Annotated in this window: 28 protein-coding genes; 9 read left to right on the top strand and 19 right to left on the bottom strand. The window is 36.2% G+C overall.

The features are described 5' to 3' along the window. Nucleotides 1–150 precede the first annotated feature (150 nt). Complete coding sequence (locus B5X55_RS04575; protein ID WP_079511422.1) at nt 151–579, bottom strand: OsmC family protein; 429 nt, start codon at nt 577–579, stop codon at nt 151–153. Nucleotides 580–703: 124 nt separating this feature from the next. Here B5X55_RS04575 and B5X55_RS04580 point away from each other — a divergent pair, with 124 nt between their 5' ends. After that, a complete protein-coding gene (locus B5X55_RS04580) occupies nt 704–1,306 on the top strand; it encodes a carboxymuconolactone decarboxylase family protein (RefSeq protein WP_079511423.1) in 603 nt (200 codons plus the stop codon). Nucleotides 1,307–1,387: 81 nt separating this feature from the next. On the opposite strand, the gene B5X55_RS04585 is transcribed toward B5X55_RS04580, so the two are convergent. The 5 genes from B5X55_RS04585 to B5X55_RS04605 form a co-directional block, all read right to left on the bottom strand. After that, complete coding sequence (locus B5X55_RS04585) at nt 1,388–1,957, bottom strand: uracil-DNA glycosylase family protein (RefSeq protein WP_079511424.1); 570 nt, start codon at nt 1,955–1,957, stop codon at nt 1,388–1,390. A gap of 4 nt (nt 1,958–1,961) precedes the next feature. Next, entirely contained in the window at nt 1,962–3,089 is a 1,128-nt protein-coding gene (locus B5X55_RS04590; RefSeq protein WP_234999663.1) for a DUF819 family protein, read from the bottom strand. 37 nt (nt 3,090–3,126) lie between these two features. Further along, a complete protein-coding gene (locus tag B5X55_RS04595; protein ID WP_079511425.1) occupies nt 3,127–3,465 on the bottom strand; it encodes a HopJ type III effector protein in 339 nt (112 codons plus the stop codon). Nucleotides 3,466–3,467: 2 nt separating this feature from the next. Next, nucleotides 3,468–4,142, bottom strand: coding sequence for a 16S rRNA (cytidine(1402)-2'-O)-methyltransferase (gene rsmI / locus B5X55_RS04600; protein ID WP_079511426.1), 675 nt, complete (start codon nt 4,140–4,142; stop codon nt 3,468–3,470). A gap of 154 nt (nt 4,143–4,296) precedes the next feature. Further along, entirely contained in the window at nt 4,297–4,986 is a 690-nt protein-coding gene (locus B5X55_RS04605) for a DUF8457 domain-containing protein (protein WP_079511427.1), read from the bottom strand. A 104-nt stretch (nt 4,987–5,090) separates the two neighbouring features. On the opposite strand from B5X55_RS04605, the gene B5X55_RS04610 reads away from it, so the two are divergent. The 7 genes from B5X55_RS04610 to arfB all read left to right on the top strand — a co-directional run bounded on the left by B5X55_RS04610 (nt 5,091) and on the right by arfB (nt 12,400). Beyond that, entirely contained in the window at nt 5,091–5,726 is a 636-nt protein-coding gene (locus B5X55_RS04610; RefSeq protein ID WP_079511428.1) for a thymidine kinase, read from the top strand. Then, nucleotides 5,707–6,834: an alanine racemase gene (gene alr / locus B5X55_RS04615; RefSeq protein WP_079511429.1), complete on the top strand. Its 1,128-nt coding sequence runs from the start codon at nt 5,707–5,709 to the stop codon at nt 6,832–6,834. Before B5X55_RS04610 ends, alr begins: the two co-directional genes overlap by 20 nt. Nucleotides 6,835–6,918: 84 nt before the next feature. Further along, nucleotides 6,919–7,326, top strand: a complete 408-nt coding sequence (gene mscL / locus B5X55_RS04620) for a large conductance mechanosensitive channel protein MscL (RefSeq protein ID WP_079511430.1) — start codon at nt 6,919–6,921, stop codon at nt 7,324–7,326. Nucleotides 7,327–7,580: 254 nt separating this feature from the next. After that, nucleotides 7,581–8,570: an aspartate-semialdehyde dehydrogenase gene (locus tag B5X55_RS04625; RefSeq protein ID WP_079511431.1), complete on the top strand. Its 990-nt coding sequence runs from the start codon at nt 7,581–7,583 to the stop codon at nt 8,568–8,570. 84 nt (nt 8,571–8,654) lie between these two features. Beyond that, entirely contained in the window at nt 8,655–10,811 is a 2,157-nt protein-coding gene (locus B5X55_RS04630; protein WP_079511432.1) for a prolyl oligopeptidase family serine peptidase, read from the top strand. A gap of 85 nt (nt 10,812–10,896) precedes the next feature. Further along, nucleotides 10,897–11,886, top strand: coding sequence for an ABC transporter ATP-binding protein (locus B5X55_RS04635; RefSeq protein WP_079511433.1), 990 nt, complete (start codon nt 10,897–10,899; stop codon nt 11,884–11,886). 112 nt (nt 11,887–11,998) lie between these two features. Then, complete coding sequence (gene arfB / locus B5X55_RS04640) at nt 11,999–12,400, top strand: alternative ribosome rescue aminoacyl-tRNA hydrolase ArfB (protein ID WP_079511434.1); 402 nt, start codon at nt 11,999–12,001, stop codon at nt 12,398–12,400. On the opposite strand, the gene B5X55_RS04645 is transcribed toward arfB, so the two are convergent. The 13 genes from B5X55_RS04645 to pdxA form a co-directional block, all read right to left on the bottom strand. Continuing rightward, the gene (locus B5X55_RS04645; protein ID WP_079511435.1) at nt 12,397–13,233 is read right to left on the bottom strand and encodes a fumarylacetoacetate hydrolase family protein; all 837 of its coding nucleotides are present in this window, start codon (nt 13,231–13,233) and stop codon (nt 12,397–12,399) included. The two genes, arfB and B5X55_RS04645, sit on opposite strands and share 4 nt — an antisense overlap. An 11-nt stretch (nt 13,234–13,244) precedes the next feature. Continuing rightward, nucleotides 13,245–14,573: a GntP family permease gene (locus B5X55_RS04650; RefSeq protein ID WP_079511436.1), complete on the bottom strand. Its 1,329-nt coding sequence runs from the start codon at nt 14,571–14,573 to the stop codon at nt 13,245–13,247. 3 nt (nt 14,574–14,576) lie between these two features. Beyond that, nucleotides 14,577–16,298: an IlvD/Edd family dehydratase gene (locus B5X55_RS04655; RefSeq protein ID WP_079511437.1), complete on the bottom strand. Its 1,722-nt coding sequence runs from the start codon at nt 16,296–16,298 to the stop codon at nt 14,577–14,579. 63 nt (nt 16,299–16,361) lie between these two features. Beyond that, a complete protein-coding gene (locus B5X55_RS04660; RefSeq protein WP_234999664.1) occupies nt 16,362–16,832 on the bottom strand; it encodes a 3-oxoacyl-ACP synthase in 471 nt (156 codons plus the stop codon). Then, a complete protein-coding gene (locus B5X55_RS04665) occupies nt 16,819–17,430 on the bottom strand; it encodes a hypothetical protein (protein ID WP_143814402.1) in 612 nt (203 codons plus the stop codon). Before B5X55_RS04665 ends, B5X55_RS04660 begins: the two co-directional genes overlap by 14 nt. A 170-nt stretch (nt 17,431–17,600) precedes the next feature. Then, nucleotides 17,601–18,716: an NAD(P)/FAD-dependent oxidoreductase gene (locus tag B5X55_RS04670; RefSeq protein ID WP_079511439.1), complete on the bottom strand. Its 1,116-nt coding sequence runs from the start codon at nt 18,714–18,716 to the stop codon at nt 17,601–17,603. A 19-nt stretch (nt 18,717–18,735) separates the two neighbouring features. Then, complete coding sequence (locus B5X55_RS04675) at nt 18,736–19,710, bottom strand: polysaccharide deacetylase family protein (RefSeq protein ID WP_079511440.1); 975 nt, start codon at nt 19,708–19,710, stop codon at nt 18,736–18,738. Nucleotides 19,711–19,838: 128 nt separating this feature from the next. Beyond that, nucleotides 19,839–21,191, bottom strand: coding sequence for an acetyl-CoA carboxylase biotin carboxylase subunit (gene accC, locus B5X55_RS04680; RefSeq protein WP_079511600.1), 1,353 nt, complete (start codon nt 21,189–21,191; stop codon nt 19,839–19,841). A gap of 85 nt (nt 21,192–21,276) precedes the next feature. After that, a complete protein-coding gene (gene accB / locus B5X55_RS04685; protein WP_079511441.1) occupies nt 21,277–21,771 on the bottom strand; it encodes an acetyl-CoA carboxylase biotin carboxyl carrier protein in 495 nt (164 codons plus the stop codon). 30 nt (nt 21,772–21,801) lie between these two features. After that, entirely contained in the window at nt 21,802–22,797 is a 996-nt protein-coding gene (locus B5X55_RS04690) for a beta-ketoacyl-ACP synthase III (protein WP_079511442.1), read from the bottom strand. A 233-nt stretch (nt 22,798–23,030) separates the two neighbouring features. Then, nucleotides 23,031–23,228 carry a 50S ribosomal protein L32 gene (rpmF, locus tag B5X55_RS04695; protein WP_079511443.1) on the bottom strand — a complete coding sequence of 66 codons (198 nt, stop codon included), beginning with the start codon at nt 23,226–23,228 and terminating at the stop codon, nt 23,031–23,033. A gap of 7 nt (nt 23,229–23,235) precedes the next feature. After that, nucleotides 23,236–23,766, bottom strand: a complete 531-nt coding sequence (locus B5X55_RS04700; RefSeq protein ID WP_079511444.1) for a YceD family protein — start codon at nt 23,764–23,766, stop codon at nt 23,236–23,238. 123 nt (nt 23,767–23,889) lie between these two features. Beyond that, nucleotides 23,890–24,942, bottom strand: a complete 1,053-nt coding sequence (gene pdxA / locus B5X55_RS04705; RefSeq protein ID WP_079511445.1) for a 4-hydroxythreonine-4-phosphate dehydrogenase PdxA — start codon at nt 24,940–24,942, stop codon at nt 23,890–23,892. A 60-nt stretch (nt 24,943–25,002) separates the two neighbouring features. Here pdxA and B5X55_RS04710 point away from each other — a divergent pair, with 60 nt between their 5' ends. Further along, nucleotides 25,003–25,590 (top strand): riboflavin synthase, encoded by a 588-nt coding sequence (locus B5X55_RS04710; protein ID WP_079511446.1) that lies wholly within the window; start codon nt 25,003–25,005, stop codon nt 25,588–25,590. Nucleotides 25,591–25,592: the final 2 nt, after the last annotated feature.

Here is a 25,592-nt window from a genome sequence, read left to right on the forward strand (position 1 = left end):
ATTTCCATACTATTGACCGGTTAAATCAGAAGGTAAGTATTTACAGAAAAGAACAGCAGTGGCAGCAAAATTGACCAATCTATCTTCTAAATCAAATTTCTTGTCCATCCGTTATTTTTTGAACTTGAGCTTGACTCTTGTATTTGAACTTTAGCCTTTATGAAAAACAGTTTTTATGTCTAATTCAGCAAATTTTCTGAACATTTCCATAACGCCACAGTATTTTTCTACTGATAAATCAACTGCTCTCTGAAGTTTTTTCTCATTTAGATTACTACCATGAAAATGATATTCTAGAACTACTTTATCATAAAACTTAGGATGCTCATCTGTAAGGTTTGCAATAGTTTCGATTTGAAAATCATCCACTTCAAGTTTCATTTTCTTAATCAAAGCAGCTACATCCAAACCTGAACACCCTGCTAGTGCGGATAGCATTAGTGCCTTCGGTCTATATCCACTACCATTTCCGCCATCTTCTTTGGCAATATCGATTTTTAAAGAGTGTCCTGATGGATTATTACTTTCAAAGGCCATATTGCCTAGCCATTTCGTGGTGATATGATTTGTTGTGCTCATAATTTTTTGTTTCTTGTAAGGATACAAAAATACGATAATCTAGGCTGTCATTTTGAGCATCAAAGCAATCATTAACAACAGTATCTAGATTAATCACAATCTAATAAGCACTAAAAAAATACCTATGGCATTAGTAACTCCACTTGACCCAAATCATGATCCAGAAACGAAAGAATTGGCGGCTTTTTTCAATGAAACCCTTGGTTTCTGCCCTAATTCTGTATTAACCATGCAGCACAGACCTGCTATTTCAAAAGCCTTTATTAACCTCAACAAAGCGGTGATGGCGAATGAAGGACGCGTAACATCTGCTTTAAAAAGAATGATTGCATGGGTGAGCAGTAATGCTACAGGTTGTCGATACTGCCAAGCACATGCCATTCGTGCTGCAGAACGTTATGGTGCAGAACAAGAGCAATTGGATAATATTTGGGAATACAGAACCCACGCTGCATTTTCTGAAGCTGAACGTGCCGCATTAGATTTTTCTTTGCAAGCCTCTCAAGTACCAAATGGCGTAGATGCTGAAATAAAAGAACGACTTTATAACTACTGGAATGAAGGTGAAATAGTAGAAATGTTAGGTGTTATTTCTCTCTTTGGATACCTTAATCGTTGGAACGATTCTATGGGAACTTCTATTGAAACCGGAGCTGTCGATAGTGCCGACCAATACCTAGGCAAGCACGGCTGGGAGAAAGGAAAACATGATGGATCTGTTTATTAATTGATGGTTTTAGGTTGTTGAAAATTTAAAAATTCGTTATTGTGCGCCGGATAGTAATCGGGCGCTCAATGTCGATTTACTTTATAAAATCTCAGCTACCAAATCTTGTAACACCTCAACAATATCTTCCTCAAACCACGGATTCTTTCTGCGCCAAAAGTGATTTACTGGAGATGGATGTGGTAAAAGAAAAAACTTAGGTAAGTATTCTTCATAATGCATTATATTTTCTGTCAAGTTCTTTTTAGATAATTTTCCCAAATATTGGTCTTGTGAATATTTACCTATTAATAGAATCAGCTTTACATTTTCAAATTGTTCCCATACTTTAGAATGCCATAACGGTGCACACTCTTTTCTTGGTGGCAAATCACCTGTTTTTGCTTTCCCAGGATAACAGAAACCCATTGGTAATACTGCAAAATTATCTGGGTTATAAAAGACTTCTTCATTGACCCCCAACCATTCTCTTAATTTTTTACCGCTAGGATCATCCCAAGCTTTATTTTCAACATGGGCTTTTCTACCTGGCGCCTGACTTACTAGGATTATTTTTGACTTTATTGAACCAGAAATTATTGGTCGCGGTTTTAATGGCAAATGAGCCTTGCACACTTCACATCCTCTTATTTCGGTTAATAAATTTTCCATTGCGTTAGGTTACAAAATACTTCAACATCCAAATGGTCAACATTCCCCAAAATGTTCCTGTCGCCATGCTTAAAATAGCCAAAACAATAGCATGTGGCATCCATTTTAAATTATAGGCTGCCGTTACAGCTGGCGCCGTTGCTATTCCACCAACATTCGCCATGCTTGCAATTGGCACCCATGCCATATTAACATTTAAGAGTTTGGCAATAAGTATCATAAACAAAAAGTGGCCAACCAACCAAACTACCAAAAATCCAAGAAAAGGCACGTTAAAACCAAGCGTTGCTATTTGCAGTTTTAATCCTAAAACAGCCATAACCACAATAATTAGTATTCCACCTGCCTTTAAGGCGAATTTGTAATTCCATTGTTTTATAAAATTACTGATTGCCAAGCCTAAAAAGGATAACAGTACTACTTTCACAACAAAACCTTCTATTAAATAATTACAAAGAATTACTATTCCTAATAAGATAGCTACACTTACCAACGGATTTAATCTAACACCTTTCTCAACCCGAATATCTTCTGGAATAGCAACATCGGTAATTTTAAACCATGTATTAAGTTTGTCGCTTTTTTTTATGCTTTGAAACATTAGAATGGTCCAAACATTCACCAGAATATTATCCATCACTAAAACGGTAAGGAATATATTCTCAGGGCATTCTACCAATTCTTTTAAGACTAACTGACTGGTACTGCCCCCAATCCAACTTCCTACAATAGGCGGAATGCCCATCCAATACCCATCACTAATTATAATTTCAGACACCAATTCGGTCTCAGAAAAAAGAAATAAAAGTACTATAGGGAATACTGCTATGAACAATGATCCCGATGCAAAAACCAATAAGGGTTTTAATCCAATCGCTTTTAGCTGAGTAAGCGATAAACTACTCATCACAGCAATTATAGCTAAGGGGATAAAATAATTTTTACTGAAATCATGAATACTCGCCTGTGAATAATCGGCATTTAATGCAAAGGAAATAATAGCAGGAATAATGTAGGCCAAAAGGATGGCAGGCACCCAATCAAAAATAGATTTTATGTGTCTATTCTCCCATCGGTCTAAAAAATATACAGCTATGACGGTGATTGTGGCTATTACCCATGGTGCTATCATGGTAACAATTTAAGGTATTTTTAATCCTATCCTGAAATTATTTTAAAGGCTTTCCTTCAAAAGTTAAGCCTTCAAATCCTGTTTTCATGAAATTCCTGATATTCTGATGACCTTCGCCGTATGGTTCTTGAAGTACCTCAATAAAATAATAAGAGCCAAAGCAAGCCAATGTTTCCTGTTTTGTGAATCCTACTTTATTAGCAAAAGCAAATATTTTACATGAACCGGAATTTTGACCCGCTTCATTGGTTAAATCGCCATTTGAAAATGCCGTAGGCGTAAAAGTGTAATTAGATTCAATTACCGCCATAGTATCGGAAAAAGTTATATCCGTCGGACTAGTGCCTACTATTTTCTTGAACTCTGTTAATGTCATTATTATTTGTTTTTCCCCCCAACAACGATTACAATTTCTCCTTTAGGTGGTTTCTCTGTGAAATGTTTTAAAACTTCTTCAGCTGAACCACGAACGGTTTCTTCATAAAGCTTGGTCAATTCCCTAGAAACGGAAATAGGTCTATCAGCTCCAAAATATTCAACAAAATTTGCAAGCGTCTTCAATAATTTATGAGGGGATTCATAGAAAATTATGGTTCGTGATTCTTCCGCTAAAAACTTCAGGCGAGTCTGTCTACCCTTTTTAACAGGTAAAAATCCTTCAAAAACAAACTTATCGTTTGGCAACCCGCTATTAACCAATGCTGGTACAAATGCCGTAGCGCCCGGTAAACAATCTACCTCAATATCATTTTCTACACAGGCACGAGTCAATAAAAAGCCAGGGTCTGATATAGCAGGTGTGCCAGCATCAGAAATCAATGCAATATTCTCCCCGTTTTTTAATCTACCTACTAAATAATCGACCATATTATGCTCATTATGCATATGGTGACTTTTCATAGGTGTACCAATTTCGAAATGATGCAATAATTTACCACTAGTACGAGTATCCTCGGCTAGAATTAAATCAACCTCTTTAAGTATACGAATAGCCCTAATGGTCATATCCTCTAAATTGCCTATCGGAGTCGGAACTAAATAAAGTTTTCCCATGTGTTTCTAAAGTAAACAATCTCGGGGCAAGCCCAAGATATTCGTAACCAAACGACTTAAACATAGCAAGGCAAACCTCAGTTCATTTAAATCTCGATTATCGAGTAAAAACCCAATACAAGTGGCTGGGTGAGTAATTCAATTATTGTTATTATTAAGCAAATCTACGGGCGACCAATTCAATAAATCGTTCTTCATATTGCTCTTTACCAACCCAATTATTATAGTCTGGTTTTACCATATTCTTAATGAAAGAAATAGAACGTTCCTCAGAATCGATTGTATTTAATTGAGATAACACTCGGTTATAATCTTCCATACTACTATTGAACAAATGCTTAACAAATGCCAAACGATCATTAAGATCAACCTTCACGTTTTTTTTTGCCAAACGGTCATTTAAAGATTTGGGCGATGCTTCACTCTTCCTTAAATCCTCATTCGAAGGCATAAAAAGTTCCATGTCATTTTTCATATAGTTAGGTTTGGACATAAACTCAGCCAAAACATCTTCTAACTCTTCATTATTTGGCATTTCAGAAACCATATCCTTAATAGTATCCATGCCAGGTATCATAATATCTTCATCGTGCGGGTTATTCTCTGGTACTGACTTATTAGAATCTAAAACCGCGTTCGCCAATTCTTCGAACTTAGCGGCAATAGCATTTTTAGAAACATCTACTTCCATGTCGTTAAGTTCCAGTTCAATAAACCTTAGCACAGCCAATTTTTCGTAAAGATTTTTAGACAATTCATATAGACCCGCTATATCATCTAGATTATCTGCAGTTAGAATTTCTGTGGACAACTTCCTCAACTCCTTTTTCAACTTATTTTTCATCTCACAATTTTTTATGTCAAGACCAAGAAGGCGTCTTTTTTTAATAACTTTATCATTCTAAAATAATAAACGAAAAACCCCTTATTTTCGTCTAAAATTACAAAATGTTTCTTGAAAACACAGTGAATCCTAAAGAACAATTCGGGTGGATAGAAGTCATTGCCGGGTCTATGTTTTCTGGAAAGACAGAAGAACTGATTCGAAGACTAAAACGTGCCCAGTTCGCCAAATTAAAGGTTGAAATCTTTAAACCTATGGTAGATACTCGTTATGACAATGAAATGGTAGTTTCACATGACGCCAATGAAATACGTTCTACGCCTGTACCTGCCGCAGCGAACATTAGAATACTTGCAGATACTTGCGATGTAATCGGTATTGATGAAGCGCAGTTCTTTGATGATGAAATAGTTACCGTTTGTAATGATTTAGCCAATAAAGGCGTTCGAGTTATCGTTGCCGGTCTTGATATGGATTTTAAAGGAAAGCCATTTGGCCCAATGCCAGCACTAATGGCAACGGCCGAATATGTAACTAAAGTACATGCCATTTGTACACGAACAGGTAATTTAGCCAATTATAGTTTTCGAAAATCTAGCAATGACAAACTGGTTATGTTAGGTGAGGTAAATGAATATGAACCCTTAAGTCGTGGCGCATATTATAAAGCAATGCTAAAAGAAAAGGTGAAAACCATGGATGTTAAATCTGAGGAAATAGATGGTATCAAAAAGAAATGAAACAACTAAAACGAGAGAAACAGTTTTAGAAATTGACCTAAAAGCACTACAGCATAATTACGAATATTTACGTTCAAAAATAAAGCCAGAAACTAAGTTTTTAGCCGTTGTAAAAGCGTATGCTTATGGTAGTGATTCGCAAGCCATTTCTTTACACTTACAAAACTTGGGTGTTGATTATTTTGCTGTTGCTTATGCTAACGAAGGTGTTCATTTAAGAGAAGCGGGGGTCACTGCACCTATTTTAGTGCTTCACCCACAAAAGGTTCATTTTGAAATTTTAATTGAACATAGCCTTGAGCCGAGTATCTATTCAAAATCTATCTTATCAGATTTTATCTTAACGGCCCAAGAACTAGGTGTTAAAAATTATCCTATACATTTAAAGTTTAATACCGGACTCAATAGATTAGGTTTATCTGCGAAAGAGTTACCAGAAATTTCAGAACTCATTAATAAACAAGATGCCGTTAAGGTTGTTGCTATTTTATCTCATTTAGCCGCTACAGAAGATAGTGATGAAACTGAATTTACAAACTTGCAACTAAAACGTTTTGAGGCTATATGTAAAGATGCAGACGCCACTTTTAACACCAAACTTTTAAAACATGTTCTCAATACATCTGGAATTATAAATTACCCTCAAGCGCAATATGACATGGTAAGAAGCGGAATTGGTTTATATGGCTACGGAAACCAACCAGATGTAGATACTCATTTAATACCTGTGGCAACCTTAAAAACTATAATTGCACAAAAACATAGTATCCCAGCTGGGGAATCTGTGGGGTATAACCGTAAGTATACCTCGAATTCAGAAATCATTACAGCGACTTTGCCTTTGGGTCATGCAGACGGAATAGGTCGAGAATACGGCCATGGAAAAACCTTTGTTAGTGTTCATGGCCAACTTGCCCCAATAATTGGAAATGTTTGTATGGATATGATTATGATTGATGTAACGAATATTGAATGCTCTGAAGGGGATGAAGTAATTATATTCGGAAAAGAATTACCTGCTTCAGAATTCTCCCAGACCGCTAATACTATTTCATATGAGTTAATCACTGGACTGTCGCAGCGCATAAAACGGTTAATCCTAGATTGAATTTATTAACATTTTTTTAAGGTTTGAAAAATTTTAGTAAATTGCCATACTATATTAATAACCATTAACTTAAATTAAGTAAACATGTTAAAAGAATTCAAGAATTTTATTATGACGGGTAACGTCATTGATTTTGCTGTAGCAGTTATTTTAGCCGGTGCAGTAGGATTAGTAGTGAACGGATTTGTTGCTGACATCATTATGCCAGTTGTAGGTCACTTTGCGGGTGGAATTGATTTTTCACAAATGAAAATTGTATTAGACGAAGCTGTAGTTGGCGCTGATGGTGCTGTTACGACTCCTGAAAATGCTATCCGTTGGGGAGCATGGGTGAATACCATTGTTAACCTTATCATTGTTGGATTTGTAATGTTCATGATTGTTAAAGCTTACAACAAAACAAAAACTCCACCAGCTCCAGTAGAAGAGGCTCCAAAAGGGCCAACTGCTGAAGAACTTTTGGTAGAAATTCGTGATGCTTTAAAAAAGTAATCAGAAAATAACTCCTTGATTTTTTTCAAGGTACCGTTGCACTGCAACTGATATTCATTAAAACCGTCAACTTTGTTACGCTAACATTGTTGGCGGTTCTTTTTTGAGTTCTACCCAAACACCCTATTTTATTTGTTAATATTTTAATTGTTACAAATTAAACATTTTGTTATATTTTGATTATTCTTTATTCTTTTCCTTGTGCAGATTATAGTAATGGTTATTTTTGCCGCTTAATTGTAATGAACTAACAAATGAAAGTAGCTGTTGTAGGTGCCACAGGCATGGTAGGCGAAGTAATGTTGAAAGTATTGGCAGAACGTAATTTTCCGATAACGGAACTATTGTTGGTTGCTTCTGAACGTTCCGTTGGTAAAAAAATGATCTTTAAAGGTAAAGAACATACCGTAATTGGGTTGGCAGATGCTGTAGCTGCAAGACCAAATATTGCAATCTTTTCTGCAGGTGGCGACACGTCTTTAGAATGGGCTCCAAAATTTGCTGAAGTAGGCACAACGGTAGTAGATAATTCTTCTGCCTGGAGAATGGACCCCACCAAAAAATTAGTGGTTCCTGAAATAAACGCTCATGAACTTACCGCAAATGATAAAATAATCGCTAACCCAAATTGCTCTACAATACAATTGGTAATGGCCTTATATCCATTGCACAAAAAATATAAAATGAAACGTGTTGTTGTTTCAACCTATCAGTCTGTTTCAGGTACTGGAGTGAAAGCTGTAAAACAACTCGAAAATGAAATCGCAGGCATACAAGGTGAAATGGCCTATCCTTACCCAATTGGCAGAAATGCTTTGCCTCATTGTGATGTGTTCATGGAAAATGGCTATACAAAAGAAGAGATGAAACTAGCACGCGAGCCACAAAAAATATTAGATGACCGTACATTCTCAATTAGTGCCACTGCCGTTCGTATACCAACTTCCGGTGGACATTCAGAATCTGTAAACGTTGAATTTGAAAATGACTTTGAGCTAAATGAAGTACGTCGACTTTTAAACGAAATGCCTGGTGTAACGGTTCAAGATAACCCAGATACAAACACCTACCCAATGCCTATATACGCACATGATAAAGATGAAGTTTTTGTAGGCCGTATACGTAGAGATGAAACACAACGAAATACATTAAACATGTGGATAGTTGCCGATAACTTAAGAAAAGGTGCCGCTACGAATGCTGTACAAATTTCAGAATACTTAGTCGAAAAAGGACTAGTTTAAATCACATTTAAAGAACGTTAAAACCTTCAAAACTTATCTGTTTTGAAGGTTTTTTTATGGTATTTTAGTCAAAAACTGCTACTAATGAAAAAATTATTGCCTGGCTTATTGGCCATTATCCTAATCTCTTCATGTAAAAATGAATCTAAACCCGAACCTATTATTGTGAATTACCCCAAAACAAACAAAGTTGATACCATAGACACTTATTTTGGAACAGAAGTTAAAGATGCCTACCGTTGGTTAGAGGATGATAGAAGTACAGAAACAGAAGCTTGGGTTAAAGACCAAAATAAGACCACTTTTGGTTATTTAGAAAAAATACCTTTTCGAAAAGATTTAAAGAATAGGCTTGAAAAATTATGGAATTATGAAAAACTAGGTTCTCCCCGAAAAAGAGGAGACTACACCTATTTCTATAAAAATGATGGGTTACAAAACCAATATGTCGTCTATAGAGCAAAAGGTAATGAAGAGCCAGAAGTATTTCTAGACCCTAATACTTTTTCAGAAGATGGCACAACCTCCTTAGCTGGCTTAACATTTACCAAAGACGGCTCATTAGCTGCCTATCTTATCTCAGAAGGTGGTAGCGACTGGCGTAAAGCGATTGTACTTAACGCCGAAACCAAGGAAATTATGGAAGATACCTTGGTAGATATAAAATTCAGCGGAATTTCATGGCGAGGTAATGATGGTTTTTATTATTCTAGTTATGATAAACCAAAAGGTAGTGAGCTTTCTGCAAAGACAGATCAACATAAGTTGTACTACCACAAATTAGGAACTCTTCAAAAAACAGATGCTCTTGTTTATGGAGGAACTCCCTTAGAAAAACATCGATATGTTGGCGGTAGTGTTACAGAAGATAATAAATATTTAGTGATTAGCGCATCGATTTCTACGTCGGGAAACAAGCTATTTATACAAGATCTCGAAGACCCAAATGGTCTGCTTATTCCCGTAGTTGAAGACACAAAATCAGATAATTATGTAATAGACAATGTTGGGTCAAAACTGTATATAGTTACCGATAGAAATGCTCCCAACAAAAAGATAGTTACTGTTGATGCCAAAAATCCGGAGTCAGAGCATTGGGTAGGTTTTATTCCTGAAACAGATAATGTGCTTAGTCCGAATATCGGTGGCGGTTACTTTTTTACCGAATATATGGTTGATGCCATCTCGAAAGTATTTCAATATGATTATGAAGGCAAACTGGTGCGTGAGGTTCAATTGCCAGGTTTAGGTTCTGCAAGTGGTTTTGGCGGCGAAAAAGAAGACAAGGAATTCTATTTTTCCTTCACCAATTATAACACTCCGGGATCCACCTACAAATACGCTATTGAAAGCGGTAAATATGAACTGTATTGGAAACCAGAAATCGATTTCAATCCAGAAGGTTATGAGTCTAAACAAGTATTTTATCCTTCTAAAGATGGCACTAAAATACCCATGATTATTACTTATAAAAAAGGTGTAGAACTGAATGGTAAAAACCCTACTATATTATATGGTTATGGCGGATTCAATGTTAGCCTTACTCCTTCTTTCAGTATTACCAATGCCGTATGGATGGAACAAGGCGGTGTTTATGCCGTTCCAAATTTACGCGGTGGTGGTGAGTATGGTAAAAAATGGCATGATGCGGGTATCAAGACCAAAAAGCAAAACGTATTCGATGATTTTATTGCAGCAGCTGAATATTTGATTTCGAATAAATATACTTCCAAAGAATACCTCGCTATTAGAGGCGGTTCTAATGGCGGACTATTAGTGGGCGCCGCTATGACCCAAAGACCCGATTTAATGCAAGTGGCCTTGCCCGCTGTTGGTGTTATGGATATGTTACGCTATCATACATTTACGGCTGGTGCCGGATGGGCGTATGATTATGGTACGGCAGAAGATGATAAAGAGATGTTCGAATATTTAAAAGGGTATTCCCCTGTTCATAATGTTAAGGCCGGAACCTCTTATCCTGCTACATTAGTAACTACTGGAGATCATGATGATCGCGTAGTGCCCGCACATAGTTTTAAATTTGCTGCAGAATTACAAGAAAAACAGGTAGGTGCAAACCCAACCCTAATTCGTATAGAAACCAATGCAGGCCATGGTGCCGGAACACCTGTAAGCAAAACAATTGAGCAATATGCCGACATATTTGGCTTTACCCTATTTAATATGGGATATAAAGAATTACCAAACAAAAGTGTATTAAAAGATTTTAAAGAGTAAAACCATTTCATTATCAATAAATTATTGAAAAATCCGTTTCAAATAGAAGCGGATTTTTCAATTTTGCAATTCAAAGAATAAATACATGTTACGAGTAGAAAATCTTTCTTTTTCTTATGATAGGCTTCAAGTTTTAGAATCTATTGATTTAAGGATTCAACGCGGAGAGCATGTCGCCATAATTGGAGAAAGTGGGTGCGGTAAAAGTACTTTACTTAAACTCCTTTATGGGTTGATGGACTTGGAGCAAGGTGAAATTTACTGGGACGATGAGCAAATTCTAGGCCCTGCTTACAACTTAGTACCAGGAGCTCCATTTATGAAATACCTTTCTCAAGATTTTGATTTGATGCCCTTTATTTCCGTTGCTGAAAATATCAGTCAATACCTATCTGTTTTCTATCCAGAAGAACTTAAGGAAAGAACTCAAGAGCTTCTAGAAATGATTGAGCTTACGGAGTTTGCTGACAAAAAGGTAAAAACCCTAAGCGGTGGTCAACAGCAACGAGTTGCCCTTGCGAGGGTTTTGGCTCAAAAACCAGAAGTTTTACTCTTAGATGAACCTTTCGGGCATATCGACAATTTTCTTAAAAATAGCCTACGACGAAATATTTTCAATTACTTAAAAGAAAATAGAATTACCACCATTGTTGCAACACATGATGTAAACGATGTATTACCATTTGCTGATCGCGCTGTTGTTTTAAGAGACAAAGAAATAATTGCGAGGGCTAGGCCGATGGAACTTTACAAAAATCCGAAGAGCTTATATGTGGCATCCCTTTTTGGTGAAGCAAGTTTGATTTCTATAGATGTACTTAAAACCTATGCAAATACGAAACGAAAAATTATCGTGTATACGCATGAGTTTAGAGTATCACCGTCTTCAGGTTTAAAGGTTACTGTTGAAAAAGCATATCCTATGGGTAGTCACTTTTTAACCGAAAGTAGAAGTACCGATAATGAAGTCATCTTTTTTAATGCTAACCAACTGCTACCAAAGGGTAAAGAGGTGTTTTTAAACGTGGCTATTGAAACTATCAATCAGCGTATCCAAGAAGCCGATTCAATCTAAAAAAAGATAAAGCTTACATTAACATTATTGAAAAACAAGTCATCTCTAATACACAGTTTTTCGTTGAAAAGTAGGAACATTTGTTTTTAATTACTTTTGTAAAAATCCTATTTTGAATCAAGACCAAATTAGTACTGAATTACAGTTTAAGGCTATTAGAAGTAGTGGCCCTGGTGGTCAGCATGCAAATAAGGTTTCCTCTAAAGTAGAACTCTCTTTTGAATTAAATACTTCTAATGGACTTACCGAACGAGAAAAGAAAAGAATTCAATTAAAACTTGATAGCAAATTAACCAATGACAGCGTGTTGATTTTACAATGTGATGAATCACGAAGTCAACACCAAAACAAACAATTGGTAATCAAACGATTTTTTAAATTACTTGAAAAATCTTTAATAGTACCAAAGCCTAGAAAAAAAAGCAAACCAACCAGGTCGTCGATTGAAAAAAGATTGAAGGGCAAAAAAATAGCCTCTCTTAAAAAACTGAATCGAAGTAAACCAGAGCTTTAACCCACACGGTTTATCAACGTGCCAATGCCATCTATTGAAATAACAACCTCGTCACCAATCTCTAATGTAAAATCGCTTGACGGTATAATACCTGTGCCGGTCATTAATAAACTACCATTAGGAAACGTACATTCTCTATAAAGGTATTCTACAATATCTACTAGTTTTCGTTTTATTTGGTCAATACCAATATTTTTTTTAAATACGTTTTTCCCTGCCCTATTGATGGTCAAACTTATTTTAGTGTTCGTTGGCAAGGGTTCGTTGGTTAGCAATACACAAGGGCCTAGTGCAGCACAACCATCATAGGTTTTAGCCTGCGGTAAATACAACGGGTTCTCCCCCTCAATACTTCTAGAACTCATATCGTTACCTATGGTGTATCCTACAATTTTACCATTAGATGTAATGACTAAGGTTAATTCTGGTTCGGGAACATTCCACGTTGAGTCTTTTCGAATTCGAACAATACCTTCATTACCCACCGTACGGTGGGCCGTAGCTTTGAAAAATAATTCTGGACGATCAGCCTCATAAACTTTAGCGTAGAAACTACTTCCCCCAGATTCTTTAGATTCCTCTTCCCTTCCTAATTTACTATTATAATAAGTGACACCACTTGCCCAAATTTCTTGACTTTGAACAGGAGCTTTTAGTTCGTTTTCTAAAATAGAACTGGCATCCTTAATTCTATTGCTCTCATTTAGTTTTGACTGGGTATTAGCGATAATGCCATCATCGTTAATAAACTCGTCCCAATTTTCTTGTTCAAGTAGGTGGAATCTAGATTCATTCTCTATTAGAATTCCACTTTTAGTATTATATACTTTCATATTATATGCGTTTATGCAAAGATTGAATAAAAGATAAAAACGGTAATAGCGCCTGTAAGTCCAAGTAAACCACTTCCCAAACTAAATAATCGATATCCTGTTTTCACATTCATACCGCTCATTTGGGTTACGACCCAAAAGAAACTATCGTTGGCATGAGAAACAACGGCTGATCCCGCACCGATTACGATTACAACCAAGGCTTTTTGTATTTCAGAATCAAAACCAAGTGATGACATCATGGGCATAATGATAGATGCTGTAGTCACTAAAGCCACTGTTGAAGAACCTTGGGCTGTTTTTATAGCTGCCGCCAAAACAAAAGGCAAGAATATACCCATATTATATTCAGTTAGGGTTTGTCCTAAAATATCAGCAATACCTGAATTCTGTAAAATTTTTCCAAATATCCCGCCTGCTCCTGTTATCAAAATTATTGATGCGGCATCCTTAATTGCTTTACCTACCCACCCAGAAGATGATAGCATATCATAATTTAACTTCTTGGGTAATAATAGACATAATAAAATACCAATTAACAAGGATATTACCGGCTCTCCTACAAAATTTATGAAGTCTATAAAACCGTTATCCAATCCTGTTCTTGTTGGATTTAAAACTGATTTCAATACAATAAGTACAATCGGAACAAGAATTGGAATGGAGGATTTAAGCGCTCCTGGAGAATCTTTTATTTCCTTTTCGGCTATTAATACATCTTCAACATCTGGCTCTATATACGTTTTTGAAGCATATTTCTTCGCGAAAATAATCCCAACAATCAAAGCTACTAAACTAGTGGGAAAACCAAAGGCAATGACCAACCCCAAATCTGCGTCCAATATTCCTGCAGCTGCAATGGGCCCAGGTGTTGGTGGCACCATAGTATGAGAAGCCATTAGACCCAAACCTAAGGCTATTGCCGGCCCTGCAATCGATATTTTTGCTTTCTTAGAAAGGCTTTTGTTCAACGGATGCAACAGCATAAAACCGCTATCTGCAAAAACAGGAATTGACACGATATAACCAATAATACCCATAGCCGTAGGCACTCTTTTGCTTCCAATAATTTTCAACACCTTCTCTGCTATTGCGAAAGCGCCTCCGGTATTCTCTAAAAATGCCCCTATGATGACTCCAAGAACAATTATCAAACCTATTTTTCCCAATGTTCCACCAAAACCTTCATTTATAGATACTATAATATCGGCATAAGGCATGCCAGCAAAAATTCCATATAAAATAGAAATAATGAAGAGCGCTAAAAAAGCATGTATTTTCAGCTTAGTCGTTAATATGATGATGGCAATAACTGCAATTATTAAATAGAATATTTCCATAGTTTAATGTAAATCTCGTTCTACTTTTGACCCTGAACCACCTACAAGGAAATCTAAATCAGCTCCTTTATCGGCTTGTTCTACATGATCAATATACATTTTAACATATCCTCGTTTAGCTAACGGTTCTGGGGCAACCCATTCTTTTTTTCGTTTAATTAACTCTTCTAATTCAACATCAAGATGCAGTGAACGTTTTTCCACATTCAATTCTATCATGTCACCATTTTTCACAAATGCTAACGTTCCACCAACCGTAGATTCTGGAGATACATGAAGAATAACCGTTCCCGCAGCTGTTCCGCTCATTCGCCCATCTGAAATGCGAATAATATCAGTTATTCCTTTTGCTAATAGTTTTTTAGGAAGGTCAACATTACCCACTTCCGGCATTCCTGGATATCCTTTTGGACCAACACCCTTAAGAACAATCACACTATTCTCATCAATTTCTAAATTTGGGTCGTCAATCCGCTCATGGTAGTCTTCCATACTTTCAAATACAACCGCTTCACCACGATGCTTCATCAATTTTGGTGTAGCTGCCGAGGGTTTAATAACGGCTCCATTTTCACATAAATTCCCTTTTAATACGGCAATTCCCGCTTTTTCCTGAAAAGGATGTTCCAAAGCTGCAATAACATCTCTGTCATAACATACTTCACTTTCGTAATTATCTGTAATTTTCTTACCATTAACAGTAATGGTCTCATCATGTAACAATGGTTTCAATTCTTTCATGACCACTGGCAATCCGCCTGCATAAAAGAAGTCTTCCATTAAATATTTTCCAGACGGTTTTAAATTTACAAGCAAAGGCACTTTACTGCCTACAATATCAAAATCCTCTAAATTTAATTTCACTCCTATTCTACCTGCAATTGCTGTTAAATGAATTATAAGATTTGTTGAGCCACCTACGGCAGCATTGGTTACAATCGAATTCTCAAACGCTTTTCTAGTTAATATTTTAGAAAGTTTTAAATCTTCCTTTACCATTTCTACAATTCGCCTTCCAGATAATTGAGCGAATAATTTTTTTCTTGAATCAACTGCAGGTATTGAAGAAAAGCCTGGTAATGTTAACCCTAAAGCTTCACACATAGTAGCCATAGTTGAAGCGGTACCCATGGTATTGCAATGCCCAATACTTCTAGCAACACAAACTTCTGCTTCTTTAATATCTTCTGCTGAATATCCTCCAATCTCTTGGCGCTCTTTTATCATCCAGTTCATAGAACCAGAACCTATCTTCTCTCCTCTAAAACGACCTGTTAACATAGGCCCGCCAGGAACAACAATGGTAGGTAGATCTACACTACACGCGCCCATTATTGTGGAAGGTGTGGTTTTATCACATCCTGTCAATAAAACGATTCCGTCTAATGGATTGGCGCGAATGGATTCTTCTGTATCCATACTCGCTAAATTGCGAAATAACATGGTAGTGGGTTTCATAATAGTCTCGCCTAAAGACATTACTGGAAACTCTAAAGGAAATCCGCCTGCTTCTAAAATTCCTCTTTTTACAACCTCAGCAAAATCTCGAAGGTGGCCATTACATGGTGTTAGTTCAGACCAGGTATTACAAATTCCTATTACTGGTTTCCCTTCAAAATAATCATCGGGATATCCTTGATTTCTTAACCAAGATCGGTGAACAAAACCCATTTTATCGTTACCACCAAACCACTCGCTACTTCGTAATTTTCTTTTCTTATCCATATTATTAATTAGGCAAAAAAAGATATGCCGGCTTTAAGATAGCCAAATATTTTATACGAAATATTATTGAATTGTTAGTATCGTTGAGGTTTTGCCATTAAAATGAAAAGTGTCTCCGATAGCCTTACCGTAAATCAATTTTCCGATTGGAGTAGCGGCAGATATACAATACACAGAATTGGTCGAATTTTTATACTCTCCTGCAGATATCGCTATATAATATGCGAAGGAATCGGTCATTACCAAGTTTCCCAAACCAACCAATTGGGAGTTCCTGTCTTTTGGCACTTTAGAAAGAAGTTGTTGTGTTTTTTCTAATTCTGATAATTGCTGACCCAGTTTTTCGCGCTCTAATTGAATCATTGCCCTGCCAGTTTCATGCTTATCACCCGCACTACTTTTTGTTTCTGATGTTAGCGCAGTTTCAAGTTCTTTTATCTGCCTCTGTATTCTTCCTAGCCTCTCTGCCACAAATTGCCCACAATAATTGTAAGCTTCATTCTTTAAGGTATCGAATTCTTCAATTTTCTTCAACGTGGTATAAATCTGCTAATTTATAAATCAAGTAATTTACCATTTGATGGTCTGCATCGCCAGATTGTATCATTCTTAGGATAGCACCTTCATTTTCAATTTTAAAATAATCTAAATCACCCGAACGGTCCTCACTAAAAATATTCCAAGACTTTAGCCCACTCAACATCGCTTTATGAGCTTCATATTTTTTAGTGATTTCATGCTCTTGCTTTTTACTAATTGATATAGACAATTCATCGTCTTGCAATAATTTATAATCTGCAGAAATACGGGCATCTGCTTTCTCTGCTTCGGTAATTATTTTAAAATATGCCTTTGATACCAGAGCCTGGTACCGGTCTTCAAAACCAGCTTCTATTTTTGCATCATTGGCTAGTAAAACCTCGTTATCATTACTAGCATATAACGCTTCTGTATTTTCAGTATTGTTTGCACGCAAAGACTCTTGCCATGCTTGAGATTTTATCAATTCTTTCCACACTTTAGCATATTCGCGCTGGTAGTGCGTTTGTGACGCACCGCATCCTAAAATGCACATAACCACTAACACAGCTAACATTTTACCCGTGGCACTCCTTTGTGTCAATTCTTTCATATAGTATTCAATGCTATTACAAACCATATTAGTAGTCTACTGTTCTAGGTAAACCGATACATTAATCCGGGTAATAGATAAGCCAAGGGGATGTACAATTTAAAAATAAAATCAAGAGAATACGTGTCTTTCGGATAAGATTTAAAAAAACAAGTTAAAAGGAATACAAGCTATTTGAAAATACTTGCCAACTGCTTGCCTATTGTTGTCCCTATGGCAATTCCCATACCCCCCAAACGCACTCCACAAGCCACATTTTCGGTAAGTTGTTTTATAATTGGTTTTTTTTGTTGGCCAACGCCCATAATTCCACTCCAACTATAATCGATTTCAAATTCATTATTAGGCAGAATAACTGTTTTTAATAATTCTTTAAGTTTGTCTTCAACCAAGTTGGTAGTTCCAAAATCGTAGGTCTCCTCTCTCTTAAAATCTAAATTTCTACCACCCCCAAAAAGTACACGATTACCCACATTTCGAAAATAATAATAGCCTTCATCTAAATGGAATGTTCCTTTGATAGATAAATTAGGAATAGGTTTCGTAATAAGAACTTGCGCCCTCGCTGGGCTTACTTTTTCTGGAAGCAATTGTGAAGCAAAACCATTTGTGGCTATCAATAGCTTACTGGTTTGAAACTCGAAATCATTTGCGCAAATTGTAACCTTGTTGCCAGACTCTTTATACGAATCGACCTTAGTAGCATTTAATATGGTGATTCCTTTTTTCAATGCTAACTGCAACAAGGATTTCATCATCTCTCCCGTATTGATTTGACCTTCGTAAACTTGGGAGATATATTCGTTTTTAATACCCTTAAAATGAAATTGGTTTGGTGCGGTTTCAAAAGCATCCTCCTTAAAAATAGGTCGCAATAAATTATTTATCTCAATTATATTCTTGCGACAATGTTGATAAAGTTCCTCGTCTCTTTCTAAAAAAAGTTCGTGTCCTCCATGTTTTTCAAAACCAATTGATGAATCTCCTAATAGACTACGTAGCGCCTGAATACCTTTCCATCTATCACTAACTAAATTTACGACCTCTTGCTCTGAATGTGTTTTTAGGTCGGATAAAATTTCTGAAATACTGCCAAAACAAGCAAACCCTGCATTCTTCGTACTAGCGCCTTGTGGTAAGGTGCCTTTTTCCAAAACCAATATACGGGCTTGTGGAAAGTTATTTTTTAATTCTATGGCACAGTTTAAACCAACAATGCCGCTGCCGATTATGGTAAAATCAATATTCGAAAACCAAGATTTGCGCTCCCAGTAGCTAAGGTTCATATTCAATTTGTCTTTTAAATTATAATCCTAGTGAATCCATGGCATTTTCTTCATACCTGCTATCTTCCGCAGGATATCGAAGTGATTGTTCAAATTTACCAGATTGTTTCGCTAACGACCATATTAAACTTTCACCAGCATATTCTGACTTTGGTTGCTTTTCAAATACTTCATCTTGATAAGCTTCTTTAGCGTTAATAATGGTCCACCCTTTTTTCTTGAAATCCTTAATTAAATCTCCTAAGAATAAAGCAGATGTTAAATTATGATGGAGTAAAAGGGTGTGATTAATATGTCTCTTATTAATTTGATATGAAAGCTTTTCATAATAATTAGCCCTATCTATCAAATGCTGTATATAGAATTTCTTAAACTTATCTATTTTGGTATTTTCAATGCCAACTGCATTTATACGGTTAATTAAACGTTGATTTATATACCAATCAGATGCATCAATTGTAACATATCCATTCTTATAATTGTTATCTATAAGTACGTTTCGGATACTATCTACTTTTGCTTTACTTGCTCCCTCTTTCAAATATGGAAATCGAAACAACTTGACCCAGTTACTCAGTTTTGAAATAATAGAATCCGTTTGTATTAGTTCGTTTTTAAATAGTTGAACATTGTTTTTTTGAGAATTGAAATTAGGGTGGGTGAAGGTGTGATTTGCTATATTATGTCCTTTATCATTCCAACTATTCAATAAATTCTGGCCTTTTTTATTTAATTTGTTCTTTCCCGTTACAAAGAACACAGCTTTTAAATTTTCATTTTCAAGATGCGATAATATCATACTGTTCCATTCCTCAAATTTAATACCAGCTATATCTGATGTAATTCCATCATCGAAAGTAAAACTTATTGTTGGTCTTGAAACTCCTACTTCTTTATCTTCTCTAGATGAGATATCTGGCTTTTCAGATGATATATTTTTACATCCAAATAAAAGGACAATTAGAATAAATGCAATTGGTAGAATTCTTGTCATTAATATGAATCTATCAGTTTTGATGATACAGTTTGGATTTAAAGATACTTAAACACCTTAAGAGTAACATTGTTTAAGAGACAAGTATAAGAATAAAAAAACTCCAACATTGCTGTTGGAGTTTTGTGTTAATCTTCCTTGGGTGGATTCATTTTCCAATTATTCATAAAGGCTGTTGTATAATTTCCAGCCAAATAATCTGGATGGTCCATTAACTGCCTATGAAAAGGAATCGTAGTTTTTACACCTTCTATTACAAACTCGTCAAGTGCACGCTTCATTTTATTGATTGCTTCTTCCCTTGTTTGGGCTGTCGTTATCAACTTTGCAATCATAGAATCATAATTCGGCGGTATACTATACCCACTATATACATGCGTATCCATACGAACTCCATGACCTCCTGGTATATGTAAGGTGGTAATCCTACCTGGTGACGGTCTAAAGTTATTATAAGGATCCTCTGCATTAATTCTACATTCTATAGAGTGTAGTTTTGGAAGGTAATTTTTACCTGAAATAGGCACACCAGCAGCCACTAAAATTTGCTCACGAATTAAATCGTAATCTATTACTTGCTCAGTAATAGGGTGCTCTACTTGAATACGGGTATTCATTTCCATGAAATAGAACTTACGGTGTTTGTCAACCAAAAATTCTATAGTCCCAGCTCCTTCATACTTAATATACTCTGCAGCCTTAACCGCAGCTTCCCCCATTGCTTCCCGTAATTTATCGGTCATAAATGGCGACGGAGTTTCTTCTGTTAGTTTTTGATGGCGTCTTTGTATAGAACAATCTCTTTCAGAAAGGTGACATGCTTTCCCATATTGATCACCAACGATTTGAATTTCTATATGCCTTGGCTCTTCTATCAATTTTTCCATGTACATAGCGCCATTTCCAAAGGCAGCAGTAGCTTCATTAACCGCACTATCAAAAAGCTCTTCCATTTTGTCTTCAGAAAATACAGCACGCATACCTTTACCACCGCCACCTGCAGTAGCTTTGATCATTACCGGATAGCCCATTTTCTTAGCTATCTTTTTGGCATCTGCAACATCTTTTAAAAGACCTTCTGAACCAGGTACGCAAGGTACGCCAGCTTCTTTCATGGTTTGTTTGGCCGTGGCCTTATCTCCCATTTTGTCAATTTGATCCCCAGAAGCTCCAATAAATTTTATCTCGTGCTCTGCACAAATACGTGAGAACTTCGAATTTTCTGATAGAAAACCATAACCTGGGTGAATGGCATCTGCATTTGTGATTTCTGCAGCAGCAATTATATTCGGAATCTTTAAATAGGATTCGCTACTTGCAGCTGGCCCAATACAAACAGCTTCATCTGCAAAACGCACATGCAAGCTTTCCTCATCGGCCTTACTATAAACAGCAACGGTTTTAATACCCATTTCCTTACAGGTACGAATAACACGTAAAGCGATTTCTCCCCTATTTGCAATCAGTATTTTTTTAAACATCTTTAAAATTTTAAGTTCTAGGTTCGACATGATTCTTACATACCATTCTAACAATAGTATCTAACAATTACTACTCAAAATTTAGTTAAGAAGGATCTACCAAAAATAATGGTTGATCAAACTCTACTGGTGAAGAATCGTCTACTAATATTTTAACGATAGTTCCTGAAACTTCAGATTCGATATCATTGAACAATTTCATCGCTTCAATAACACAAAGTACGTCACCATTACCTATAGTATCACCAACCTCAACAAAAACTGGTTTGTCTGGAGAAGGTTTTCTGTAGAAAGTACCAATGATAGGTGACTTGATTGTAATATATTTTTCGTCTTCCGACTTCTTTTTTTCAGCTTCAGCAGCGCTATTTATTGCTGCTTGTTGCTGCTCTGTTTGTGCTGGTGCTGACATTGCTTGCTGCGCCATTGGCATCGTATGCACATAGGTAGGTTCAGAATTACCATTCCCAAGGCTTCCAGTACGGATTGTGATTTTAATATCATCCGTCTCCAATTTTACCTCGCTTGCACCAGATTTAGCCACAAACTTGATAAGGCTTTGAATCTCTTTAATATCCATATTTATATAAGTTATGTTGGTAGTTGTTCGTTAATTATATGCCCATTTTAAATAAATGGAACCCCATGTAAATCCGCCACCAAAGGCAGCAAATACTAAGTTATCTCCTTTTTTAAGCTGTTTTTCGTAATCAAATAATAAAAGCGGTAATGTTGCAGACGTAGTGTTGCCATAACGCTGAATATTCATCATTACTTTTGAATCATCTATTCCCATTCTTCTTGCAGTAGCATCAATAATACGTTTGTTTGCTTGATGCGGTACCAGCCACTTAACATCCTTTTCAGTTAAATCATTTCTTGTCATGATTTTGGCGGCCACATCTGCCATATTCGAAACTGCAAATTTAAAAACCGTTTTTCCTTCCTGAAAAATAAAATGCTTTCTATTCTGAACACTTTCTATAGTGGCAGGCATTATAGAGCCACCACCTTCCATGCCTAAAAACTTTCTTCCATTACCATCTGCTCTTAAATATTCGTCTTGCAAACCTAATCCTTCAGTATTTGGTTCAAAAAGAACAGCACCGGCACCATCCCCAAAAATAATGCAGGTAGTGCGATCGGTATAATCTATAATTGACGACATTTTATCTGCACCAATCAATAAAACCTTTTTATAACGACCCGTTTCTATATGACCAGCTACGGCCGACATGCCAAATAAGAAACTTGAACAAGCCGCTAATAAATCATATGCAAATGCATTAACCGCTCCAATTTCAGAAGCAACAAAAGCTGCCGTTGAAGCTACCATACTATCTGGAGTTGCAGTCGCGACAATTATCAAATCTATTTCTGCTGCATCAAGACCTTTCTTTTTCATAAGATCTTGAGCTGCTTTAATCGCTAAATATGATGTGCCCTCCCCTTCTTCTTTCTTTAATACTCTTCTTTCCTTTATACCGGTTCTTGTGGTAATCCATTCGTCATTGGTATCAACCAAATCCTCAAGCATTTTATTCGTCATTACAAATTGGGGAACATAGCCTCCTACCGCGGTTATAGCTGCTGTAATTTTGGTCATACTTTATTTGCTTTCTTGTAAAAAACTTAAAAAACGAGTCAAAAGTCATGAAAAATAATGATTTTCAGCGACTTTTCTCTTAAAGTTATCTGGTATTTGAAAATTTCCCATTATTGAACAAATAACATTTTACTCTTAAGTCATGTGTACGACGAAGAGATAATAAACAAATTGGGCTAAAAAAAACTCCCTACTTCTTACGAAGTGGGAGCTATGTATCATTTAAAAAAGTCTTAAGCTTCTGCTTCTTCAGTTTTATCAACTAAAACTTGACCTCTATAGTGTAATTTACCTTCGTGCCAGTGAGCTCTATGGTACAAGTGCATTTCTCCTGTTGAGGAATCCTTGGCCAAAGTAGGTGCTACTGCCTTATAATGTGTTCTTCTCTTGTCTCTCCTTGTTTTGGAAATTTTTCTTTTAGGATGTGCCATTTAAACCTTATTTATCCGTTAATAGTTTCTTTAATTCATCCCAACGGGGATCGTTTTCTTCTTTGTTTGATCTTTTCTCTTTTGGTTGAAGCTCTTTTAACCTGTCTAACACTTCAGATTCTAAAGTGCCATCTTCAATACCAGGATGAATTCTTTTTTGCGGAACTGCTAATACAAGCATTTCGTACACATACTGTGTAATGTTCAACTCATGTTCACGGTGAGGAAGAATAAGGATTTCAATATCCTCGTCATTATATTCTTCACCAAATTTAACAACCAAATGCAAACCTGCATCTATTGGTTGATCAAAAGGCTCACTCGTAATGTCGCAATTGACATTTACCGTGCCTGATGCCTCCATATCAACCTCTAACATCGTACTGGTTTTATTCAGTACAACATCTAAATTGATGTTGGCAGCATTGAACTCATCGTATCCAAAAGAATCAAAGAACGTATTATCAATCTGGTAATTAAAGTTGTGTTTTCCTTGCTTCAATCCTGAGAAAGGAATATTAAACTCCTTTTGCTTCATCACGTACACACTTAATTTAACAATATCGACCCATAAAAGGCGGGTGCAAAGATACTATTTTTTTAATAAAAGGCAATAGTTATCAACTATTTATCTTTATAACTTTTTTGGCTTATAAAAATACTAGCGTTCTCTTTTTAAACGCTGCTTTTTTAAGACATCTTGTGTAAGCTCTTGATACTCGGTTCTGTTCTTGAAAATTTTTAAAGCCATAAACACGGCCTCTTTAAACGAACTTTCGTCAGCCACACCCTTTCCTGCAATTTCATATGCAGTACCGTGGTCCGGTGATGTTCTTACCTTATCTAGACCAGCTGTAAAATTAACACCTTGACCGAAAGAAATTGTTTTAAAAGGAATTAATCCTTGATCATGGTATGCCGCTAAAATAGCATCGAACTTTTTGTATCCATCAGAGCCAAAGAAACTATCTGCAGAATATGGTCCGTAGACCAAGTGCCCCATATCCGACATTTCACGAATAACTGGCTTCAAAATTTCATCATCTTCTTTGCCAATTACTCCATTATCTCCACTATGCGGATTTATACCGAGTAAAGCAATTTTAGGCTTACGAATTCGAAAATCCATCATAAGCGATTTTTCGATGGTATTGATTTTGTCGCGAATTAATCTTGGAATTATTGCTGCAGAAACATCCTTTACAGCAACGTGGTCTGTCAGCAACCCTACCTTTAATGTATCAGTAACCATGAACATTAAACTTTCTCCTTTAAGTTCTTGCGCCAAATAATCTGTATGCCCAGGAAATTTAAATTCTTCTGATTGAATATTGTTCTTATTGATAGGGGCAGTAACCAATACATCAATGTCTCCTTTCTTAAGAGCCTCAACAGCTGCTTTTAAAGATTTGATAGCATATGTACCGCCTTCTTCTGTAGATTGCCCAAATTCGATTTTAGGAATCTCTTTCCAGACGTTTACGATATTAATTTTATTGTCAATTGCCTTAGAAGCATCTGGCACTCCATTAAATACGATATTAAGTCCCAATTCCTTCATTTGATAGGAAACGGTTTTATTAGAAGCAAAGATTATAGGTGTGCAAAAATCTAACATTCTACTATCTTCAAATGTTTTCAACGCCACCTCACAGCCTATTCCATTTAAGTCTCCTATAGAGATGCCTAACCTTATTTTACTATTTTCCTCCATGATAATCTGTACCTTTGTACTCAATTTTGAATACCCAAAATTACTTAAATTAAACGACACATGTTCACTGGAATTATTGAAACGTTAGGTAAGGTAACCTCTCTTGAGGCAAAAGGTGGCAACTTAGATATAACTATAGAATCTAACCTTACTTCAGAACTTAAAATAGATCAGAGTGTAGCTCATAATGGCGTTTGTTTGACCGTTGTAAGCTTAACCGACACTACATATACCGTGACTGCAATTGCAGAAACCTTAAAGAAAACCAATCTTAAAAGTCTAAAAACTAACGACTCTATTAATTTAGAGCGGGCAATGATTTTGGGGTCTAGGCTAGATGGCCATATCGTACAAGGACATGTAGATCAAACCGGAGAATGTACTGATGTACGCGAAGATAATGGTAGTTGGATATTTTCTTTTACATATGATTCGGCAACTGGCAACCCTACTATAGAAAAAGGTTCTATTACTATCGACGGCACAAGTTTAACGGTTGTCAATTCTGGCAAGAACACCTTTGAAGTAGCCATTATACCTTATACCTATGAACATACTCGTTTCAACACCTATAAAGTTGGAACCGTTGTCAATTTAGAATTTGATGTAATTGGTAAATATGTGGCAAAATTGATGGGTAATAAGTAAGA

The organism is Maribacter arcticus, assembly GCF_900167935.1.
Lineage (GTDB): Bacteria > Bacteroidota > Bacteroidia > Flavobacteriales > Flavobacteriaceae > Maribacter > Maribacter arcticus.

Coding starts and splice junctions, on each gene's coding strand:
- B5X55_RS04575 (WP_079511422.1), bottom strand. CDS start 579: ATGAGCACAACAAATCATATCACCACGAAATGGCTAGGCAATATGGCC.
- B5X55_RS04580 (WP_079511423.1), top strand. CDS start 704: ATGGCATTAGTAACTCCACTTGACCCAAATCATGATCCAGAAACGAAA.
- B5X55_RS04585 (WP_079511424.1), bottom strand. CDS start 1,957: ATGGAAAATTTATTAACCGAAATAAGAGGATGTGAAGTGTGCAAGGCT.
- B5X55_RS04590 (WP_234999663.1), bottom strand. CDS start 3,089: ATGATAGCACCATGGGTAATAGCCACAATCACCGTCATAGCTGTATAT.
- B5X55_RS04595 (WP_079511425.1), bottom strand. CDS start 3,465: ATGACATTAACAGAGTTCAAGAAAATAGTAGGCACTAGTCCGACGGAT.
- rsmI (WP_079511426.1), bottom strand. CDS start 4,142: ATGGGAAAACTTTATTTAGTTCCGACTCCGATAGGCAATTTAGAGGAT.
- B5X55_RS04605 (WP_079511427.1), bottom strand. CDS start 4,986: ATGAAAAATAAGTTGAAAAAGGAGTTGAGGAAGTTGTCCACAGAAATT.
- B5X55_RS04610 (WP_079511428.1), top strand. CDS start 5,091: ATGTTTCTTGAAAACACAGTGAATCCTAAAGAACAATTCGGGTGGATA.
- alr (WP_079511429.1), top strand. CDS start 5,707: ATGGTATCAAAAAGAAATGAAACAACTAAAACGAGAGAAACAGTTTTA.
- mscL (WP_079511430.1), top strand. CDS start 6,919: ATGTTAAAAGAATTCAAGAATTTTATTATGACGGGTAACGTCATTGAT.
- B5X55_RS04625 (WP_079511431.1), top strand. CDS start 7,581: ATGAAAGTAGCTGTTGTAGGTGCCACAGGCATGGTAGGCGAAGTAATG.
- B5X55_RS04630 (WP_079511432.1), top strand. CDS start 8,655: ATGAAAAAATTATTGCCTGGCTTATTGGCCATTATCCTAATCTCTTCA.
- B5X55_RS04635 (WP_079511433.1), top strand. CDS start 10,897: ATGTTACGAGTAGAAAATCTTTCTTTTTCTTATGATAGGCTTCAAGTT.
- B5X55_RS04645 (WP_079511435.1), bottom strand. CDS start 13,233: ATGAAAGTATATAATACTAAAAGTGGAATTCTAATAGAGAATGAATCT.
- B5X55_RS04650 (WP_079511436.1), bottom strand. CDS start 14,573: ATGGAAATATTCTATTTAATAATTGCAGTTATTGCCATCATCATATTA.
- B5X55_RS04655 (WP_079511437.1), bottom strand. CDS start 16,298: ATGGATAAGAAAAGAAAATTACGAAGTAGCGAGTGGTTTGGTGGTAAC.
- B5X55_RS04665 (WP_143814402.1), bottom strand. CDS start 17,430: ATGAAAGAATTGACACAAAGGAGTGCCACGGGTAAAATGTTAGCTGTG.
- B5X55_RS04670 (WP_079511439.1), bottom strand. CDS start 18,716: ATGAACCTTAGCTACTGGGAGCGCAAATCTTGGTTTTCGAATATTGAT.
- B5X55_RS04675 (WP_079511440.1), bottom strand. CDS start 19,710: ATGACAAGAATTCTACCAATTGCATTTATTCTAATTGTCCTTTTATTT.
- accC (WP_079511600.1), bottom strand. CDS start 21,191: ATGTTTAAAAAAATACTGATTGCAAATAGGGGAGAAATCGCTTTACGT.
- accB (WP_079511441.1), bottom strand. CDS start 21,771: ATGGATATTAAAGAGATTCAAAGCCTTATCAAGTTTGTGGCTAAATCT.
- B5X55_RS04690 (WP_079511442.1), bottom strand. CDS start 22,797: ATGACCAAAATTACAGCAGCTATAACCGCGGTAGGAGGCTATGTTCCC.
- rpmF (WP_079511443.1), bottom strand. CDS start 23,228: ATGGCACATCCTAAAAGAAAAATTTCCAAAACAAGGAGAGACAAGAGA.
- B5X55_RS04700 (WP_079511444.1), bottom strand. CDS start 23,766: ATGAAGCAAAAGGAGTTTAATATTCCTTTCTCAGGATTGAAGCAAGGA.
- pdxA (WP_079511445.1), bottom strand. CDS start 24,942: ATGGAGGAAAATAGTAAAATAAGGTTAGGCATCTCTATAGGAGACTTA.
- B5X55_RS04710 (WP_079511446.1), top strand. CDS start 25,003: ATGTTCACTGGAATTATTGAAACGTTAGGTAAGGTAACCTCTCTTGAG.